This is a genomic window from Paralcaligenes ureilyticus (assembly GCF_004346225.1).
GTDB classification, from domain to species: Bacteria; Pseudomonadota; Gammaproteobacteria; order Burkholderiales; family Burkholderiaceae_B; genus Paralcaligenes; species Paralcaligenes ureilyticus.
This window is the reverse complement of sequence record NZ_SMAJ01000010.1, coordinates 1-19297: the sequence shown is the minus strand read 5'-3', so window position 1 is coordinate 19297 and position 19297 is coordinate 1. Positions and strand designations below refer to the sequence as shown.

At 59.8% G+C, this 19297-nt stretch carries 15 protein-coding genes; 7 read left to right on the top strand and 8 right to left on the bottom strand.

What is annotated here, in order from left to right:
• Positions 1–57: 57 nt before the first annotated feature.
• From EDC26_RS13060 to uvrA, 3 genes are read right to left on the bottom strand one after another with little or no spacing between them, the layout of a single operon-like run.
• On the bottom strand, positions 58–693 hold the full coding sequence (locus EDC26_RS13060; protein WP_165931028.1) for an aminotransferase class IV: 636 nt from the start codon (positions 691–693) through the stop codon (positions 58–60).
• Positions 690–1859 (bottom strand): aminodeoxychorismate synthase component I, encoded by a 1170-nt coding sequence (locus EDC26_RS13055; protein WP_132583303.1) that lies wholly within the window; start codon positions 1857–1859, stop codon positions 690–692. The genes EDC26_RS13060 and EDC26_RS13055 overlap by 4 nt, the downstream gene beginning before the upstream one ends.
• Positions 1859–7564 carry an excinuclease ABC subunit UvrA gene (uvrA, locus tag EDC26_RS13050; protein ID WP_132583301.1) on the bottom strand — a complete coding sequence of 1902 codons (5706 nt, stop codon included), beginning with the start codon at positions 7562–7564 and terminating at the stop codon, positions 1859–1861. The genes EDC26_RS13055 and uvrA overlap by 1 nt, the downstream gene beginning before the upstream one ends.
• 211 nt (positions 7565–7775) lie before the next feature.
• On the opposite strand from uvrA, the gene EDC26_RS20475 reads away from it, so the two are divergent.
• Complete coding sequence (locus EDC26_RS20475) at positions 7776–7904, top strand: hypothetical protein (protein WP_279432683.1); 129 nt, start codon at positions 7776–7778, stop codon at positions 7902–7904.
• 124 nt (positions 7905–8028) lie between these two features.
• Positions 8029–8967 (top strand): glycosyltransferase family 2 protein, encoded by a 939-nt coding sequence (locus EDC26_RS13045; RefSeq protein WP_132583299.1) that lies wholly within the window; start codon positions 8029–8031, stop codon positions 8965–8967.
• Positions 8968–9244: 277 nt separating this feature from the next.
• Here the strand turns inward: EDC26_RS13045 and EDC26_RS13040 are convergent, their stop codons facing one another.
• The 3 genes from EDC26_RS13040 to sauS all read right to left on the bottom strand — a co-directional run bounded on the left by EDC26_RS13040 (position 9245) and on the right by sauS (position 12965).
• Complete coding sequence (locus EDC26_RS13040) at positions 9245–9769, bottom strand: hypothetical protein (RefSeq protein ID WP_132583297.1); 525 nt, start codon at positions 9767–9769, stop codon at positions 9245–9247.
• 167 nt (positions 9770–9936) lie between these two features.
• Positions 9937–11463 carry an AMP-binding protein gene (locus tag EDC26_RS13035; protein WP_341802617.1) on the bottom strand — a complete coding sequence of 509 codons (1527 nt, stop codon included), beginning with the start codon at positions 11461–11463 and terminating at the stop codon, positions 9937–9939.
• On the bottom strand, positions 11460–12965 hold the full coding sequence (gene sauS, locus EDC26_RS13030; protein WP_425012657.1) for an acylating sulfoacetaldehyde dehydrogenase: 1506 nt from the start codon (positions 12963–12965) through the stop codon (positions 11460–11462). Before sauS ends, EDC26_RS13035 begins: the two co-directional genes overlap by 4 nt.
• Before the next feature lie 153 nt (positions 12966–13118).
• Between sauS and EDC26_RS13025 the strand changes: the two genes are divergently transcribed.
• The 5 genes from EDC26_RS13025 (at position 13119) to EDC26_RS13005 (ending at position 17633) form a co-directional block, all read left to right on the top strand.
• Positions 13119–13895 carry an IclR family transcriptional regulator gene (locus EDC26_RS13025; RefSeq protein ID WP_132583293.1) on the top strand — a complete coding sequence of 259 codons (777 nt, stop codon included), beginning with the start codon at positions 13119–13121 and terminating at the stop codon, positions 13893–13895.
• Between the two features lie 38 nt (positions 13896–13933).
• Entirely contained in the window at positions 13934–14845 is a 912-nt protein-coding gene (locus EDC26_RS13020; protein ID WP_132583291.1) for a DMT family transporter, read from the top strand.
• Between the two features lie 45 nt (positions 14846–14890).
• On the top strand, positions 14891–16564 hold the full coding sequence (gene ettA / locus EDC26_RS13015) for an energy-dependent translational throttle protein EttA (RefSeq protein ID WP_132583289.1): 1674 nt from the start codon (positions 14891–14893) through the stop codon (positions 16562–16564).
• A gap of 13 nt (positions 16565–16577) precedes the next feature.
• Positions 16578–17120 (top strand): isochorismatase family protein, encoded by a 543-nt coding sequence (locus tag EDC26_RS13010; protein ID WP_132583287.1) that lies wholly within the window; start codon positions 16578–16580, stop codon positions 17118–17120.
• Positions 17121–17411: 291 nt separating this feature from the next.
• Positions 17412–17633, top strand: coding sequence for a glycine zipper 2TM domain-containing protein (locus EDC26_RS13005; RefSeq protein WP_132583285.1), 222 nt, complete (start codon positions 17412–17414; stop codon positions 17631–17633).
• 204 nt (positions 17634–17837) lie between these two features.
• On the opposite strand, the gene minE is transcribed toward EDC26_RS13005, so the two are convergent.
• Both minE and minD read right to left on the bottom strand, forming a co-directional pair.
• The gene (minE, locus tag EDC26_RS13000; protein ID WP_132583283.1) at positions 17838–18107 is read right to left on the bottom strand and encodes a cell division topological specificity factor MinE; all 270 of its coding nucleotides are present in this window, start codon (positions 18105–18107) and stop codon (positions 17838–17840) included.
• Position 18108: 1 nt separating this feature from the next.
• The gene (minD, locus tag EDC26_RS12995) at positions 18109–18924 is read right to left on the bottom strand and encodes a septum site-determining protein MinD (RefSeq protein ID WP_132583281.1); all 816 of its coding nucleotides are present in this window, start codon (positions 18922–18924) and stop codon (positions 18109–18111) included.
• Positions 18925–19297: the final 373 nt, after the last annotated feature.

The following is a 19297-nucleotide window of genomic DNA, read 5'->3' as shown; positions in this document are numbered from 1 at the left end:
TGTGGGTGCCACAAAACCTCGGCAATCAGAAATCTGGCGAATGGCCTCGCATCGCCGTTAATCCAAAACAGCATCCACCCAGCCGCGCAGGGCATTGGAGACGCGGATGGCTCTGGCGTTTTGCAGGTCGTCGCAGGTAATGCGCGCTTCACTTGCCTGACCGCTATCGAGCAGGATCTGGCGCTGTACGCCGGGCAGCAGACCGCAGGCGGTGGGCGGGGTTAGCCACACATTGTGGGCATCCTGCACGTACACATTGCTGCGGCTGCCTTCGCAGATTTCTCCCAGTGCGTTGCAGAATACGATGTCGAACAGGCCGGGAGTTTGGGCAAGCAGGCTTTGCGCGTCGGCATACCAGGGTCGGCGCGTGGTTTTGTGTTGCAGCCAGAGTGGGTCGGCCTGCAGTGGCGAGTGGTTCAGGCGTATCCGCACGGGCGGGGAAGTGGCGGGAAGTTGGCTGGATTCGAGCAGGTAGCGCCCGTCTGGGCCGAGCAACAGACGCAGGCGATGGCTGACGTGGGTATCCAGGCGCTCGACGTGTTGGCTGATGCTTGCAAATAGCATTTCGCCAGGCCAGGTGTAGCCCAGAGTCTTGCATGACCGCTGCAGGCGTTGCCGGTGCCAGGGTAGAAGCGGCAAGCGATGGCCGGGCTCGACGCGCATGGTTTCGATAAGTTGGATCGGCGTATTCATGACAAAGATTCTCCCAACCATGAAGAGGCCGAGCCCAGCCGCAGAATCCGTGCTTTCCACAGGCACTCTTCCCATTCGAGTTCGGGATCGGAGTCGTGGACGATGCCCCCGCCTATGCCAAACAGGCCTGGCCCGGACGCCGGCATTTCCATGGTTCGAATGGCGACATTGAGGGATAGGTCGCCGTTGGGGGCCAGCCACCCCAGGCTGCCGCAATAGATGCCGCGCGGTGAGGTTTCCAGGGTCTGGATTTTTTTCATAGCGGCGATTTTGGGAGCTCCGGTGATGGACCCGCAGGGGAAGAGTGCCCGCAGGATATCTTCCAGGCTTTTGTTCGGGGCCTGCGCCGTAATGGTCGAGGTCAAGGTCCAGACGGAGGGGTAGCGTTCCAGTGTAAAGAGCGCCTCGACCTTGACCGAGCCTGGTATGGCCAGCCGTCCGAGATCGTTTCTTAATAAATCCACGATCATCAGGTTTTCGGCGCGATTTTTTTCGCTGTGTAAAAGCGCTTGTCCGCTGCGTTGATCCAGCGCTGGATCGCCATGGCGCGGCGCGGTGCCTTTCATGGGGCGCACGGTCAGGGTGGCGCCTTGGCGGGCAACGAACAGCTCGGGGGAAAACGACAAAATACTGCGTTCGTCATCCTCGATATAGGCGGCGTGGGCCGTAGGGTGCTGCGCGGCAATGGTTCGGTACAGGTCGCGCAACGCAGCCTGGGTGCGCAGTTGTATCGGGAACGTGTAGTTGGCCTGGTAGAGTTCGCCGCGGCGTATGCAGGCTTGCAGGATGTCGATGTTTTTCAGGTAATCGGTTTTCGCGATCAGGGGGCGCGACTCAAGCTGGATCGGTTCGCTGTTTGAGGGCGCATCCCACACCGGCTCACGGTTGGCTTGCCGGTAAACCAGGGCTGTGAGACGGGGCGTCTTGCGCCCGATGGCGGCCAGGCTCGCGAGTTGGGCCGGGACGGGCGATAGGCAGGCCGGATCCAGCCACTCGCCCAGTTCGTAATTCAGCAGCAGGGCTACCCAGCAGCCTTTTTGCTGTGCCGCTGAAATCTGTTCGAAAGCCGCAGGCAGTTCGGCCGCCGAACACGCTTCGATGCGCTCGACAAAATCAAGCAGTTCAATTGCCTGCCCCGACAGGCGATTTTCAAAGCGGCAGAGCATCAGTGGGTACCATTCATAAAGGTGCTCAAGACGGCGCCGGTATGAGAGGTCTTCTTCAATATGACGTCTTCGGGCGTGCCCTCGATGACCAGGCGGCCGCCGCCGGTACCGCCTTCCGGGCCCAGGTCGAGCACCCAGTCGGCCTCGGCGATGACATCCAGGTTGTGCTCGATCACGACGACCGTGTTGCCGGCATCGACCAGGCGATGCAGCACGTGGTTCAGTTTTTCCACATCGGCCATGGACAGGCCCACCGTAGGTTCGTCCAGCACGTACAAGGTATGCGGGATGCGCGATGCGCGCCCGGTTTTGATCACGCCGTCGGTCAGGCGGGCCTTGACGAGCTCGGTGACGAGCTTGATGCGCTGTGCTTCGCCGCCCGACAGCGTGGGCGACGGCTGGCCCAGCGTCAGGTAACCCAGCCCCACGTCCTGCATCAGTTGCAGGGAGCGGGCGATTTTGGAGTGGACGGCGAAATAGCCGATGGCCTCGTCGACTTCGAGCTTGAGCACCTCGCCGGCGCTTTTACCACGCCAGACGACCCCCAGGGTGTCGCTATTGAAGCGGGCTCCGCCGCAGGCGTCGCAGGGCACCTTGATGTCGGGCAGGAAGCTCATCTCCAGCGTGCGCAGGCCCTGGCCTTCGCAGATGGGGCAACGCCCCTCGCCGGTATTGAACGAGAAGCGCGCGGTGCCCCAGCCGCGCATGCGCGCTTCGCTGGTGCTGGCAAACAGCTGGCGCACGTCGTTCCAGAAACCCACATAAGTGGCCGGGCAGGAGCGCGGCGTTTTGCCTATGGGCGTCTGGTCGACCTCGAGCACGCGATCGATGGGCTCCCAGCCGGTTATGTCGACGCAGCCGTGCCAGTCAGGTGCTTTACGCTGGGAAACGGCATGCGCCAGGTTGTCGAGCAGCACGTCGCGCGCCAGGGTGGACTTGCCCGAGCCCGAAACACCGGTCACCACGCTCAGCCGGCCCACGGGAATACGTGCATTCACATTGTGCAAATTGTGCAGATGCGCGCCATGGATTTCCACCATGGGCGTGTGGGCGTCAACCGGGCGTCGCGCCTGCTGGGGATGATGCAGGGGGTGTTTCAGGTATCGGCCGGTGACGGAGTCGGGATTGTCCATCAGGTCTTGCGCGCTGCCTTGCGCCACGACCTTGCCGCCGCGCACGCCGGCCCCCGGGCCTATGTCGATGATGTGCGAGGCGCGCCGTATGGTGTCCTCGTCGTGTTCGACCACCACCAGGGTGTTGCCATGGCCTTCGAGTTTGCCCAAGGCATTAAGCAGAATCTGGTTGTCGCGCGAATGCAGGCCGATGGTGGGCTCGTCGAGCACATAGCAAACGCCTTGCAGATTGGAGCCTAGCTGGGCTGCCAGACGGATGCGCTGCGCTTCGCCGCCCGATAGCGTGGGCGCGGCGCGGTCGAGCGCCAGGTAGCCCAGGCCGACTTCTTGCAGGAAGTCGAGCCGGCCGCGTATCTCGGTGAAAATGTCGCGGGTGATGTCGGCCTCGCGCCCCTGGCTGATCAGGCCGGTAAAAAAGGTTTGCGCGTCACCGACCGATAGGGCTGTCAGTGCGGTGATGGAGCGGTCGCGCCAGCGAAAGGCGCGAGCCAGCGGGTTGAGGCGTTCGCCATTGCAACTGCGGCAGGCTTCGGCCTCGCCTTCGTACCAGGCGTTCCAGGCCGTTTCTTCGCCCGTTTGCTCGGCGTCGAAACCGCTAAGCTGCAAGCCTGTGCCAAAGCAGCTGGTGCACCAGCCGTGTTTGGAGTTGTAGGAGAACATCCTGGGATCAGGTTCGGGAAAGCTGGTTCCGCAGCTTGGGCAGGCGCGCTTGACCGAAAAATGCAGCTGGCGCGTGTCGGGGTTCAGGCCTGCCGCGCGCCGTTCGGCCAACGGACCCGAGGAGCCGTTGCTGAGCGCCAGCAGTACGCTCAGGGTACCGTGGCCGTGCTCGAGCGCGCTGCGTATGGCTTCGCGCAGCGCCGGCTCGTTTGCCGGGTCCAGCAGCAAGTCGGCAACCGGCAGTTCGATGGTGTGTTCTTTGTAGCGGTCCAGGCGGGGCCAGGGTGACACGGCGATGAATTCGCCGTCGACGCGTAAATGTGTGTAGCCCTTGCCTGCGGCCCATTTGGCCAGGTCGGTGTAATAGCCTTTGCGGGCCGAGACCAGGGGAGCAAGTATGCCCACGTGTCCGCCCTTGTGTTCGTGCAATAGCTGGGCCACGATTTGCTCGGGTTTTTGCGGCGCGACCGCAACATGGCAGGTGGGACACATCTGGGTGCCCAGCTTGACATACAACAAGCGCAGGAAATGCTGGATTTCCGTCATGGTGGCGACAGTCGATTTGCGCCCGCCCCGGCTGGTGCGCTGTTCGATGGCGATGGTGGGCGGAATGCCGTATATGGCATCGACATCCGGCTTCCCGGCCGGCTGGACGATGGCGCGGGCGTAGGCGTTGAGCGATTCCAGATAGCGCCGCTGGCCCTCGTTGAACAGAATGTCGAACGCCAACGTGGATTTCCCCGACCCCGACACGCCGGTGATTACGGTGAAGGTATCGCGCGGAATCGAGACGTTGATGCCCTTCAGATTATGTTCGCGGGCATTGAGGATATCGATGCTGTGGGGGTGCTGCCGGCTGGCCGCGACTTGCAGCGCAGTTCCTGCGCCATTTTTGTAAACGGCCTGGGGCTCGGCAAGCAGGCGGGCGCGCTGCGATTTTTCTTCATACACAATGGCGCTGGTGTAATCGCGCAAGGCCTGGCCGGTGTGCGAATCGGGGTTGTCGATCAGTTCTTGGGGGGTTCCGTATCCCACCACCCGGCCGCCGGCATCGCCGCCTTCCGGCCCCAGGTCGATCAGCCAGTCCGCGGCGCGAATGACATCCAGATTGTGTTCGATGATGAGCAGCGAGTGGCCGGCCGCCAGAAGCTTGCGGAAGGCGCGCATAAGGCGCGCTACGTCGTCGAAGTGCAGGCCGGTGGTGGGCTCGTCGAATAAAAACAGGCTGCCCTTCTTGGCCAGCTTGACTGAGGAAATGCCGCTGCGCGCCGCCTCGGCCAGGTGGCCCGCCAGCTTCAGCCGCTGGGCTTCGCCGCCCGACAGGGTGGGCACGGGCTGGCCCAGGCGCAGGTACTCCAGCCCGACATCGGCCAGCGGCGCCAGTCCGGCTTGCACATCGCGCAGGCCGCTGAAAAACCCCAGCGCTTCGTGCACAGTCATGTTCAGCACTTCGTCGATGGAGGCGCTGCGGCCCAGGTGTTCGACGCGCACTTCCAGCGTTTCGGGGCGAAACCGTTTGCCGTCGCAGTCGGGGCAGCGGATGTAGACGTCCGACAGGAACTGCATTTCGACGTGCTCGAACCCCGTGCCGCCGCAGGTGGGGCAGCGCCCGTCGCCGCTATTGAAGCTGAAGGTGCCGGCGGTGTAGCCCCGTTCCTTGGCCAGCGCGCTTTGGGCGAACAGCTTGCGTATGGCGTCGAAGGCGCCCACGTAGCTGGCCGGGTTGGAGCGGGCGGTTTTGCCTATGGGCGCCTGATTGACCATGACGACGTCGGCGATTTGCTCGGTTCCGAGCAAATGGGCATAGGTGCCGGGCGGTTCGGTGGGTTTGCCCATTTGCTTGCGTATGGCCGGATACAGCACATCCTGGATAAGGGTGGATTTGCCCGAACCTGAAACGCCGCTGATGCAAACCAGCCGGCCCAGGGGAATGGTGAGCGACACGTTTTTCAGGTTGTTGGCGTTGACGCCGTCGAGCACCAGCTTGGGCGTGCTGGCCGCTACGGGCATGGGTCGCGGCGCCTCGACGCGCAGGCGGCCCCCCAGGTAATTGCCGGTCAGGCTGTTGGCGCGGCGCAGTTCGCCGGGCGTGCCGTCAAACACAATTTGCCCGCCACGCTCGCCCGGGCCCGGACCCATGTCCAGGATACGGTCGGCCGCAATCATGACCTGGGGGTCGTGTTCGACGACGACCAGGGTATTGCCATTGGCGCGCAAGCGGTGCATGACTTCAACGACGCGGTGCATGTCGCGCGGATGAAGGCCGATGGAGGGCTCGTCCAGGACGAATAGCGTATTGACCAGCGAGGTGCCCAGGGCGGTGGTCAGGTTGATGCGCTGTACCTCACCGCCCGAAAGCGTGCGGCTCTGGCGATCGAGCGACAGATAGCCCAGACCGACGTCGCAGAGAAACTTCAGGCGGGCCCGCACCTCGCCCAGGAGCAGATCGATCGCGGCATCCAGTGAGTCGCCCAGATGAATGTCGGCAAAAAAACGCTGCACCTGATCAATGGGCAGGCGCATCAGGTCGTGCACCCCCAGGCCGGGCAGGGCATTGAGCTGTTCGCGCGTCCATTGGGCATGGACCGGCATGAAGCGTGGATAGCGATTGTCGTCGTCGCCCGTGCCATCGCCCAGGCGCCACAGCGTGGCGTCCGGCTTTAATCGCGCGCCGCCGCAGGCCGGGCAGGGCGTGTAGCTGCGGTATTTGGAAAGCAGTACGCGCACATGCATTTTGTAGGCGCGCGACTCCAGCCAGTTGAAAAACCGCTGTGCGCCGTACCACTGGGTTTTCCAGGCGTTGGTGCCGCCTTTCCAGTCGGGCGTGCCGTCGATGACCCACTGCCTTTCAGCGTCGCTCAGGGCTTTCCATGGCACGGTCAGGCGTACCCCGGCCGCCGGCGCATAGCGTTCCATTTCGGTCTGGCATTCTTTGTAGCTGTTGGTTTGCCAGGGCTTGATGGCGCCTTCGCGTAGCGTCTTGTTTTCGTCGGGCACGACCAGACCGTAGTCGATGCCGATGATCCGTCCGAACCCGCGGCAGGTGTCGCAGGCGCCCAGCGGCGAGTTGAATGAAAAGGTGCTGGGCAGCGTGGGGGTGTATTCGATATTGCATTGGGCGCAATGCAGGCGGTTGCTGAAGCGCAGGGTCTGTTCGTTTTGGCCATCGTCGTCGGAGGCGTGGATGGCCAGATGCCCGTCGCCTTGCTTGAGGGCCGCGTCGAGAGCCTCCATAAGGCGTGCCGTATCGGTATTGCCGTAACGGAAGCGATCCTGGGTGACATGCAGGACACGCAGTTTTTCGGTTTTTTCGGAGCGCCGATTCTTGCCCTTGACGGCGGGCACGGTGCGGCTGACGGTGTCCTCGTGATGGATGCGCGTGTAGCCTTGCTGGTCCAGATAGGAGCGCACTTCCTCTTCGGTGAAGTTCGCCGGAATCACCACGGGAAAGGTGATGGCCATGCGTTTTTGCTGTAGATCGGTGCGCCGGGCCAGCTGTTGCCGGATCGACTCGGCGTTGTCGCGCTGGACTTCCGCCGCGCAGCCGCGGCAATACAGGCGGGTCATGCGCGCATAAAACAGCTTTAGGTGATCGTTGAGCTCGGTCATGGTGCCCACCGTGCTGCGCGAGTTGCGTACGGGGTTGACCTGATCGATGGCGATGGCGGGCAGTATCCCTTCTATGCGGTCGACCTGGGGTTTGTCCATGCGGTCGAGAAATTGGCGCGCGTACGGAGAAAAGGTCTCGACATAACGCCGCTGGCCTTCGGCATACAGGGTGTCGAAGGCCAGCGAGCTTTTGCCGGAGCCCGATACGCCTGTCAGCACCAGCAGTTCGCCGGTATTGATCGATATATCGAGGTTTTTAAGATTGTTCTGGCGGGCGCCGAAAATGCGGATTTGTGAACTCATGGGGGTGGGTCGCGATTCTTTCTGGTGTGGCTTTGGCCTGAGGGGCTCTAAGCAAAAAAGTAATATTCAGGTAAAATTGCAGGTTAATTCAATAAACGTGAACGCCCTATTCATCATTCTAGTGCGTTTAATCACTGTGGCATTATTGGCGGGTTTGCTTGCTTTGCAGCCCCCTGTACTGCAACCTCTTATGCAAAGGTCGGAGATCATCATGGCAGAAGTCAAACGTACCCGTCGCAACACGCTCGAGCGCCGTTGTTTGGGCAAGGCGTTCAAGCGTCTTTTCGTAAAAGCCCCCAAGGGCGTGTTCAAAATGCTGGAAAAAGTCAAGCGCGCGTAATCGCGTTCATGACGGCCAGCGGATGGCCGCGGACTTGAACCGAAATTGAAGGGTTCGTAGCATTTCATAATCGATGAGCTGTTTTTTTATACAGTAGATTGATTATATGACTATGGTGCCATGTATGTCATTCAGCCCCTGGCGCCATCTTTTCACCGTACTCACACCGACCTATAACCGGGCCAATACGCTGGCTCGCGTTTACGCGTCGCTGCGCGAGCAATCCTTTCAGGATTTTGAATGGCTGGTGGTCGACGATGGGTCGACCGATGGCACACGCGAGCTGGTGCAGGGGTGGCAGCAAGAAGCCAGTTTTCCGATCCGTTATGTCTGGCAGGCCAATCAGCACAAGAAGTCCGCGTTCAATCACGGTGTTCGGCAGGCTAATGGCGAGCTAATTGTTGCATTGGATAGCGACGACAGCCTGGATATCAACGCGCTGGACACCATGGCGGGGGTTTGGTCGGGGATACCGTCCGAAGATCGCTCGCGCTTTGTCGCCATTACGGGCTTGTGCGCGCGACCGGACGGGCGCATTGTGGGCGATATGTTTCCTGATGATGTCGTGGATACGACGACGCTCGATATGACGTTCAAGTATCGCGTCAAGGGTGAAAAGTTCGGTTGCATGCGGACCGAGGTGCTGCGCCAATTCCCGTTTCCGGAAGATATTCCGGGTTTCGTGCCTGAGAGCCTGGTGTGGCGCGCGATGGCGCGGGCGGGTTATGTGACGCGTTTCGTCAATCAGGTTTTCCGGGTTTATTACGATAGCGCCGATTCGCTGTCGGCCGAGGGCCGCAGCAGCCAGCAACACGCGCAGGGGCTTTGGCTGTTGGCTTACGATACGGTCGAGAAGTGTTTGCCCTGGTTCCGTTATCAGCCGCAGATGTTTTTCAGTGCGGGCGCGCGTTATACGCGTTTTGCGATGCATATGAGGCGGGCGGGGCAGGCGCTGCCGGCGGATCGTCCGCTGACGGGGCTGGGTTCGCGCCTGCTGGTCGTGGCGATGTGGCCCGTGGGGGTGCTGTTGTATGGCCGCGATCGGTTTCGGGGGCGTTCGTAGGAGCCCCGTAGCGCCACCCCTTGTGGGTGGCATTCGCTGAAGGCGGCATTCTTTTGATATACCGCCCTACGCCGCATAAACCTTCTTGCCCTGCGTCGTGGGCGATGTTCGTCGTTAAGTAGCGCCACCCCTTGTGGGTGGCATGGCGTCGTTTTATAAATGCCTCTCGGCTCTTAACGGTTTTGGCAGCCACAAGGGCTGCCACTACATGAGCAGCCGGCAGGTATTTGTAGCGGCACCCCTTGTGGGTGCCATCCGTGAATGGGCTGCTATCCGGTCAATGCAGCCGCCGCGACGGGCCAGGCGGGTAATCTTCGGCATCACCTTCATCGCCGTTAGGGTCATCCTCGTCATCGTCTTCAGGTTCGTCGCCATCGCCGTCGTTCGGCACAGGTTCATCGCTTAAGTGGAAGGGCAGTATTTCGCGCAGGTCGTCCGTCCAGGCGATTTCGTCGCCTTGCTGGTCGACCTTGATGAAGCGCACGCCTTCCAGCGTGGATAGTTGTATCGCCCAGAGGTATTCGCAGTCGAAGACCTCGTCGCTGCCGATGTCCAGGCCGCCTTTGTTGCCCAGCAGCCGCGCGCCCGCGCCTCCTATTTGAACGGTGACGAGGTCTTCCGCCTCGTCTTTGGCGTCCAGCGGCGCGCCGAACAGTACCCATTCGAAGCCTGTTTCTTCGGCATCCATGACTTCGGCCAGGACGGCCTTGCCCATGTAGGCGCTGAGTGCGTCGGCGGTGCGCCCCAGAAGGTCGAGTTCGTCGGGGGTGAAGCACGGTGTGGAATCGGGTTTATGTGGCATAAAGTCAGGGCCGACGAGAGACAGGACGTCTATTTTAATGCATGGCTACGGTGTCTCTACGGTCTGATTCGGATTGATGAACAAAGCCGCGAGAGCACCCACATCCAACAGGGCGGCGGACAGTGTGAAGGGTGGGGAGTGGCTGTTTGTGGTCTGAAAGGATTTGCCTACAGATCGAGCAGTTTCAGGCGCTGTACCTTGCCTGACGGGCCGCGCGGCAGTTCCTGGACCACGACATATTTGCTGGGCGATTTGTATTGACCCAGCTCTTTGAGGCAATGCCGACGCATATCCTGCTCGTCGAAGGTCGTGTTTTCGCGCAGCACCAGATACACCGCGATGTCCTGCCCGTAGTCGGGATGCGGCGCCCCGACCGATGCGGCGTCCAGCACGCATGGATGCTTGATGACGGCCTCGTCGATTTCGCGCGGAGCGATGTTTTCTCCGCCTTTGATAATCAGTTCTTTGGCGCGGCCGGTAACGTAGAAAAAACCGCGGTCATCCTGGTAGCCGATATCGCCTGTGCGCAACCATCCATCTTGTGTAAACGCTTCTTTTGTCTTGACGGGATCTTTGTAGTAGCCGTGCATGACATTTTTTCCGGTCAGGATGATTTCGCCGTGCTCGCCGTTTTTCACCTGGTGGTTTTGATCGTCGACCACCTTGGCCTGTGTGCCCGAGGGTTTTCCTACGCTGCCTATTTGCCTTTCATCGGCGGGATACGGATTGCTGAAGGACGGTGCGGCGGTCTCCGTCAGGCCCATGGTTTCGATAATCCCGATTCCGAACCGCTTTTCAAAGTCCCTGTGTCGTTCGGGCGGCAGAGCCGATGACGCGGAACGGCAAAAGCGCAGGCGGCTTAAATCGAGGGTGGAGCAGTCCGTCTGGTCATTGAGCAGATACGCAATAATGGTTGGAACCACGTTGATCCAGGTGCACTGATAGCGGCTGGCGTCCCGCCAGAAGTTGGCCGCCGAGAAGCGCGCCGTCATCGCCACCGAGCCTTCGTGGATCAGGGGCGCAATAATGGTCACCACCAGGCCGTTGATGTGATAGAGCGGCAAAGACCCCAAAACCCGGTCGGATGCCGTGAGCCGATGTTCGCGAACGATATTTCGGGCGTTTTCCAGTAGATTTTCCTGTGTCAGGAGCACGCCTTTGGGCACGCCGGTCGTGCCGGAGGTGTACATCAGCAAGGCGTCCATATCCGGGGTAACGGGTGCTGGGGTGCCAGAATCGTCGACAGTCAAAGCGTTGTCCGCAAAAACGGGCAATTCGCGGCTACGCGGATCGACCAGCACCAATTGAATGGGGCGATCGATTTCCGCCAATAGGGGCAGCAAGACGCCGGCCAGTTCGTTTGTCGTGAAGATCAGCCGGGTGTCGGAGTGCCGCAGAATATGGCGCAACTGCGATACCTGGCACAGCAGGTTGATCGGGTTGGCAACCAGGCCGCGGGCCATGATGCTCAGCAAGAGCACGGCGGTGCGCTCGCTGTTGGGCATATAGACGGACACTTTGTCGCCTTGTTTGAAGCCCAGCGAAGAAAGTTGCTCGCCCAGCTTCCTGCATAGCTGGTGAAGCTGCCCGTAGGACAAGGCCTGCCCGTTATCCGTGGAAATGAAATAGGGCTTTTCAGGGTGCTTGCGTGCCAGTTGCGCCAGCAGTTCGGGGAAGCTGCGGGAATCCATCATTGTCCGTATTTCTTGAAATAGTCGCCCAGCACCTGATCCTGGCTGGGCTCGTTCGGGGCGATCACGCGGGCGATGCGGGTAATGTTCAGATAGTGGCGGTAATTCATGTTTTCCGAAAAATTATTCCCGCCCCAGGTGCCGCAGCCCATGGAAAGCGAGAAGGGCAGGCCGTTGTCGAAATTGCCGCCTGTGGCCAGGCAGTGCGCCTGATTCACGATGACACGCGCGACCGGCAGGTGCAGTCCCAGGGCCATGGCCTGATCGGCGTTTTTCGAGTGCAGGCTGACCGAATGGCCGGCTCCCATGTATTCGTATATTTGCCTGACGGTGGCGCATGCCTGGTCGAAGGTCTTGGCGCGATACACCGTCAGGACCGGAGACAGTTTTTCGCCCGAAAAGGGATGCTCCCTGCCAAAGCCCTGTTCTTCCACCAGCAGAATGGCGGGATGGCCCTGGTGCATTTTTGCAACCCGGTCGAGTCCGGCGATATGCGCGATCGTTGTAGCGTCCTTGCCGGTGACGGCGCCCGATAACTTGCCGTCGGGCCACATCACGCCTTGCAACACCTCTTTCTCTTGCGCATTCAAGAGCACTGCCCCGCACGTTTCGAGCTCGCGCAGCATGGCGTCGTAGACGCTGTCGAGCACCACCAGGCTGTTTTCCGATGAGCAGCTGGTGGCGTTGTCGAAGGTCTTGGATTGCGCGATTTTTCGGGCGGCATCGGCCAGATCGGCGGATTCGTCGACCATCGAGGCGACATTCCCGACCCCGACGCCAAAGGCCGGCGTCCCGGAGGTATAGGCCATGCGCACGTTCGCCGCCGATCCGGTAGCGACGACCAGGTCGGCCTGCCGCATTAGTTCGGCGGTCATGGCCTTGCTGATGGGCGAGGGCAGCGCTTGCACCAGATCGGGAGAAAGCCCGCATTTTCTGAATTCGGCGTGAATGAAATCGAGCAGCAGGCGAGCGGTGCTCAAGCCTTTGGGCGATGGAGCCAGGATCACCGCATTGCCGCACTTCAGGGCATTGATGATCTTGTTGACGGGGGTTGCCGCTGGGTTGGTCGAGGGCGTAATCGCCGCCACCACCCCGACTGCACGGGCGATTTCGGTAATGCCGGTTTGCGCATTTTCGGAAATGACACCGGTCGTCCTGATGCCTTGCAGGTCTCTCAGGAGGCCCAGTGTTTTCCGGTAATTTTTACGTACCTTGTCCTCGACATTGCCCACTCCGGTGTCTCGCACCGACAATTCGGCCAGCTGTCGATTGCGGGTGGGCTCCATGATTGCCCAGCCCGCGGCGGCCGCGGCATCGTCCATGGCCGCCTGGCCCATTTCGACATGGCGGGCTTGCGCGGCGCGTGCGCGCTGCACCAGTGCCTGCACTTCGGACACCGTGCCGGCATCCGTTTTTCGAAGTGATTCTTGTGTTGTCATCGAACAGCCTTTATCTGGAAATGATCGACCGAATATCTGGCGATGCGCGAGATCGCCGATTTGCATCCGCCCTTGCAGTCTGAGAGACTACAAATCTACGCCGACGGCAGCCGCCGGCGTCTCAATTTTCATGTTTTTTCCATTATTGGCGTTCGTCAACCTATGAAAAGTTAATTTTCGGGACTAAATTGGCGCTGTAGACTCAGGGGGAGCGGCAGTATGTCTTCGACACAATCCAACGCGGCCGCGATCCGGTCGTTTCGCATCATCGAGATTATTTCCGAGGCTCGTCAGCCTTTGTCCTTGACGCAGATCGTTGAAAAAATCGAGCTGCCCAAACAGACCGTACATCGCTTGCTGAAACAGCTGGAAAGCGCCTGGATCATTACACGTAATACCCCTGGCCGCGAGTACGAGTGTTCTTCGCGCTTGCGCCGTGCGGCCGTCAATATGCTGATGACCGCCGGCCCCGCCGCCGCGCGCCGCGCCATTCTTCAGCAATTGGTCGACACCGTCGGGGAAACCTGCAATTTGGCCATTTCCAGCGGCGACGATATCGTTTATCTGGACCGGGTAGAAGCCAATTGGCCTTTGCGTAAAACGTTAAGCCCTGGTTCGCGGGTGCCTTATCACTGCACATCTTGCGGCAAGCTGTTCCTAAGCTTCCTGCCCAAGCAGCAGCGTGAAAAACTGTTGAAAAAACTGCCTCTGCGAGGCAATACCACTCAGACCATTACGAATCTGGATGTATTGCGCCAGGAACTCGTCGAAATTCGCAAAAAGCGCGTCAGCTTCAATAACCAGGAATTCATGCCGGGCATGATTGCCATCGCGGTGCCGGTCATGCTCGACAAAACCCGGGCCTGCGCCGCCGTGGCGATTCAGTCGCCCATAGAACGAACCTCGGTGGCGAGCCTGCTGACTTTCCTGCCGCAGTTGCGCCATGCGGCAAGCGAAATTGCCGCGACATTTCAAGAAGGCCGCTCGACGCTGTAGCGAGCGCGGGCTCTTGTGCCCGCCCGGCTAGCGTTACTATGTCGCTCATGTTGCCGCTGCGCTATTTCCTTTATCCCTTTGTGGCCGTTGTGATCTGGTCGGTCAATACCATCGTTACCAAGATGGCGGCGGGAGTCATCGAACCCACCGCTATTTCGTTCTATCGCTGGTTTTTGGCGTGGCTCCTCCTCACGCCCTTCATCTGGCGGTCGTTCATGCGCAACTGGGCGAGTATCCGGCCGCTTTGTCCACGCCTGGCCGTCCTTGGGTTTCTGGCCATGGTGCTCAATCAGGACCTGGGTTATAAGGCGGCCGAAACCACCAGCGCGACCAATATGGGAATTATCGTGTCCCTGATGCCGGTGCTGACCATAGGCTGCGCTGCGCTGATTCTGCGCGAGCGCCCCAGCCGCATGATGCTGGCCGGCGCTGTGCTGTCGCTGCTGGGTTTGTTCATACTGATTGCGCAGGGCGAGCCCTCCCGGCTGCTGACGCACGGCATCCGGGCGGGCGATGCCCTGATGCTGGTGGCGGTGTTCGCCTATGCCTTGTACGGCGTGTTGTTGCGCCACTGGTCGATCCCTTTGTCGCCGTGGTTGTCCTTGTATATGCAGATTGTGTTTGGCGTGCTCTTCCAACTGCCGATTTTTTTCCTCTATCCGGCTTCGCCCCTGACGCCTGAGAGCATGTCCATGATTCTGTTTGCGGCTGTTTTCGCGTCGTTGTTTGGGCCGCTGCTGTGGATCCGCGGCGTGCAATTGCTGGGGCCGAACCGGGCCACCCTGTTCATGAACCTCATGCCGGTTCTGACCGCCGCGATCGCCATCGTGTTTCTAAAAGAAGAACTGCATTCCTACCATGTGGTCGGCGGCGCCCTGGCTCTGGCCGGCGTGTTGGTGGCGCAGGGTCTGCCGCATCGGCGCTCGGGCCGGCCACGGACTGTTTCGTAGATACCGCCTACAATCAAGCCTTTACGGTTTTACTGACTTTTACTCATGGCTCAATACGTATACACGATGAATCGCGTCGGCAAGATCGTGCCGCCCAAGCGGCAGATTCTGCGCGACATTTCGCTTTCTTTTTTCCCCGGTGCAAAGATCGGCGTCCTGGGTTTGAATGGTTCGGGAAAATCCACGCTGCTCAAGATCATGGCGGGCGTCGATCAGGATATCGAAGGCGAAGCCGTGCCTATGCCCGGCCTGAAAATCGGCTACCTTCCGCAGGAGCCCATGCTCGATCCCGGCCATTCGGTGCGCGAATCGGTCGAAGCGGGTCTGGGCGAAATTTTTACGGCGCGCAAGCGGCTCGATGAAGTCTATGCGGCCTATTCCGATGCGGATGCCGATTTCGATCAACTGGCCAGCGAACAGGCCGAGCTCGAAGCCATTATTTCAGCGGCAGCCTCCAGCGGCTCCGACGACATCGAGCATCAGATGGAAATCGCTGCCGATGCGTTGCGGCTGCCGCCCTGGGATGCGGTGGTGGGCAATTTGTCCGGCGGCGAGAAGCGCCGTGTGGCCTTGTGCCGTTTGTTGTTGTCCAAGCCCGACATGCTCTTGCTCGATGAGCCGACCAACCACCTGGATGCGGAAAGCGTCGAATGGCTGGAGCAGTTTCTGCATAAATTCCCCGGCACCGTGGTGGGTGTGACCCACGATCGTTATTTTCTCGATAATGCCGCCCAATGGATATTGGAGCTGGATCGCGGCCACGGCATCCCCTGGAAGGGGAATTACAGCTCCTGGCTCGAGCAAAAGGAAGCTCGTCTGGAGCAGGAAGAAGCGACCGAGTCGGCGCGTCAGAAAACCATCAAGAAAGAACTGGAGTGGGTGCGCCAGAGCCCCAAGGGGCGGCAGGCCAAGGCCAAGGCGCGCCTGGCGCGCTTTGAAGAATTGTCGTCGCACGAGTATCAGAAGCGCAACGAGACGCAGGAAATCTTTATTCCGGTGGCCGAACGCCTGGGCAACGAGGTGATCGAGTTCGATAACGTGAGCAAAGGCTACGGCGATCGCCTGTTGATAGACTCACTTAGCTTCAAGGTGCCGCCAGGCGCCATTGTGGGGGTTATCGGCGCCAACGGCGCCGGCAAGTCCACCCTGTTTCGCATGATCGCCGGCCATGAACAGGCCGACTCGGGCTCCGTCATTATCGGCAAAACCGTGCGTACGGCCTACGTCGGCCAATCGCGCGAATCCTTGCCGGACGATAAAACGGTCTTCGATGCGATTTCCGATGGCGCCGATCTGCTCACCGTTGGCAAGTTTGAAATGGGTTCGCGCGCCTACCTGGGGCATTTCAATTTCAAGGGCGGCGATCAGAACAAGCTGGTAGGCAAGTTGTCGGGCGGCGAGCGCGGCCGATTGCATCTGGCCAAAACGCTGATTGCGGGCGGCAACCTTCTGCTGCTCGATGAGCCGTCAAACGATCTGGACGTGGAAACCTTGCGCGCCCTCGAAGACGCGTTGCTTGAATTTGCCGGTTGCGTCATGGTCATCAGCCACGATCGCTGGTTCCTGGATCGTATTGCAACGCACATATTGGCTTTCGAGGGTGATTCAAAAGTGGTGTTTTTCGATGGCAATTATCAGGAATACGAGGCCGATAAACGGCGCCGCTTGGGTGAGGAAGGCGCCAAACCGAAGCGCTTGCGCTACAAAGCGCTGAAATAGCAGGGGGAACACCATGCCGTGCCTGGCCGTGTCGGATTCGCTTTTGCTGGTGGTCGATATGCAGGCCCGGCTGCTGCCTGCCATACGGGATGGCCAGCACGTGCTGGCCCGCGCTCAGTCGCTCGCGCAGGCCGCGTGTCTACTGGGTGTGCCGGTCCTGGCCACCGAGCATTGCGCCGACAAAATCGGTGCGACCGCGCCGCAGCTGTTGCCGTTCATACAGCATGTCGTTCACAAAACCCATTTCGATGCCACCCGCGAGCCCGGTTTCGCCGCGCGGTTGTCCAAGACGCGCCCGAAGGTGTTGTTAATTGGCACCGAAGCACATGTCTGCGTGTTACAAACGGCGATCGGGCTGCTGAGGCTGGGGCTGCGTCCCATTCTGGTGGCCGATTGCCTGGGCTCGCGCCGCCAGTCCGATCTGCAGGCGGCGCTCGATCGCGCCGCGCATTATCAAATGGAAGTCGTGACGTCGGAAATGGCGATGTTCGAATGGCTGGAAATCGGGGACAGCGAGCATTTCAAAGCGGTGCTGGCGCTGATTAAATCGCATTGATGCCTATCCGTTTCTACAAAAGCGTGCGTGTCACTGACATGGCAGCCACAAGGGCTGCCGCTACATGAGCGACGGGTACGCATTTGTAGCGACAGGCCTTGTGCCTGTCATTTTGTAGCGGCAGCCCTTGTGGCTGCCATCAATACGATTTGGAAATGGAATAAATGGGCTCTCGCTTGCGTCTGATACAAATTTTGCCTCTACTCACAGTATCCAGCAACGGCTTCTGTAATACTGCGTTTACAGCTTACATCTAGTAATTCGCAAAATTAATTGGCATTGGAGGTAAAAATGAAATTGGGCTCAATCAGTAAATTCGCCGCAGTCGGCCTACTGGCGCTTGCCACGACGGGTTGTTCGTCCTGGGATAGCATGAGCCATCGTCAAAAGAGTACGGTAACGGGCGCCGGCCTGGGCGGCTTGGCGGGCGCCGTGCTTACCGGCGGCGGCGTTCTGGGCACGGTTGGCGGTGCGGCCATAGGCGGTGTCATCGGCAACGCGGTCGCCAGATAAATAACGCCGGTCCGCGTACCTGGAAGCAGGTACGCCGGAATTCAAACAGCCCCGATTGTCGCCAATGGGGGCTGTTTGTTTTTGCGCAGATGGCAGCCACGAGGGCTGCCGCTACGGGATTCACGGCTATATGTAGCGGCACCCCTTGTGGGTGCCATTTTTTTACGCAATCATCACGGCCGCGAAGGTCGTTGGAAAGCCCATTCAGACCGGCGCTTCGACCTGTGGCATTTCAATCTTGACCTCGAGAATTTCAAGAGAGCCCTGATGTTCGAGATTTATCTGGATATCTTCAGGATTGATTTTCACGTATTTGGAAATGACGGCCACCAGTTCCTGTTGCAACTGCGGCAGGAAGTCGGGTGCGCCGCTGCGCCCGCCGCCTCGTTCGTTGATCAGTATGAGTTGCAGACGATCTTTGGCCACGCTGGCCGACGTTTTTTTCTGTCCGAGGAGAAACGATAAAAAAGACATCTTATTTCCCTCCAAACAGGCGTTTGAACAGGCCTGGTTTTTCGTAGTCGACAAAGCGCAGCGCCTTGTCTTCGCCCAGATAACGCGCCACCACGTCCTGGTAGGCGGCGGATACGTCGCTGTCGCGAATATGGATGGCCGGGATTCCCTGGTTCGACGCCTGCAGGACCGATTCGGATTCGGGGATCACGCCGATGAGTTTGATGCGCAGAATGTCTTCAATGTCTTTCAGCGATAGCATTTCACCGTCGGCGACACGTTTGGGGTGGTAGCGGGTAAGGAGCAGGAACTCTTTGATGGGGTCGTCGCCTTTGACCGCGCGCTGCGACTTGGCCGACAGGATGCCCAGTATGCGATCGGAATCGCGCACCGAAGACACCTCGGGGTTGGTCACCACCAGCGCATCGTCGGCAAAATAAGCGGCCATCAAGGCGCCCGTTTCGATGCCGGCCGGCGAATCGCAGACGATGTATTCGAAATCCATTCCCTTGAGGTCGTTGAGCACTTTTTCGACGCCGTCTTGCGTCAGGGCGTCTTTGTCGCGCGTTTGGGACGCGGGCAGCACAAACAGGTTTTCAAGCTGCTTGTCGCGGATCAGCGCCTGGTTGAGAGTGGCTTCGCCTTGTATGACATTGACGAAGTCGTAGACCACGCGACGTTCGCAACCCATGATCAGATCCAGGTTGCGCAGGCCGACGTCGAAATCGATAACCGCTGTTTTATGACCACGCATGGCCAAACCGGATGAGAAACTGGCACTCGTGGTTGTTTTCCCCACGCCGCCTTTGCCAGACGTCACCACAATAATTCGCGCCATGACGATAGAATTCCTTTTATTTTGGTAAATCACGTAATCGTAAAGCAAAAAAACGCTTTACCAGTCTAACCCGGCGTTATTTTATGCTAACTTGGCAACAAAAATTAAGCGTCGGCCATTTCATTTCACTTCTAAATCAATTGTGAATCAGCGCATTTTTGGTCGAACGGTATGCGGCGCGGGATGTTTGGGTATTTGGCTTGGCCGTTTTGGTATTTGAAGACGCCGTGTGGGGGCCGGGAACTCACTGGCCCGCCGCCACATATCCCCCGATGCACGTCATCAACGCAGCCGCAGGGCGAGGGGTGGGTACCGTCCGGTCATTCGGCCAGCGCCGGGTGCTGACGAAGGGAAGGCGGGGGGTGTCGTCGGG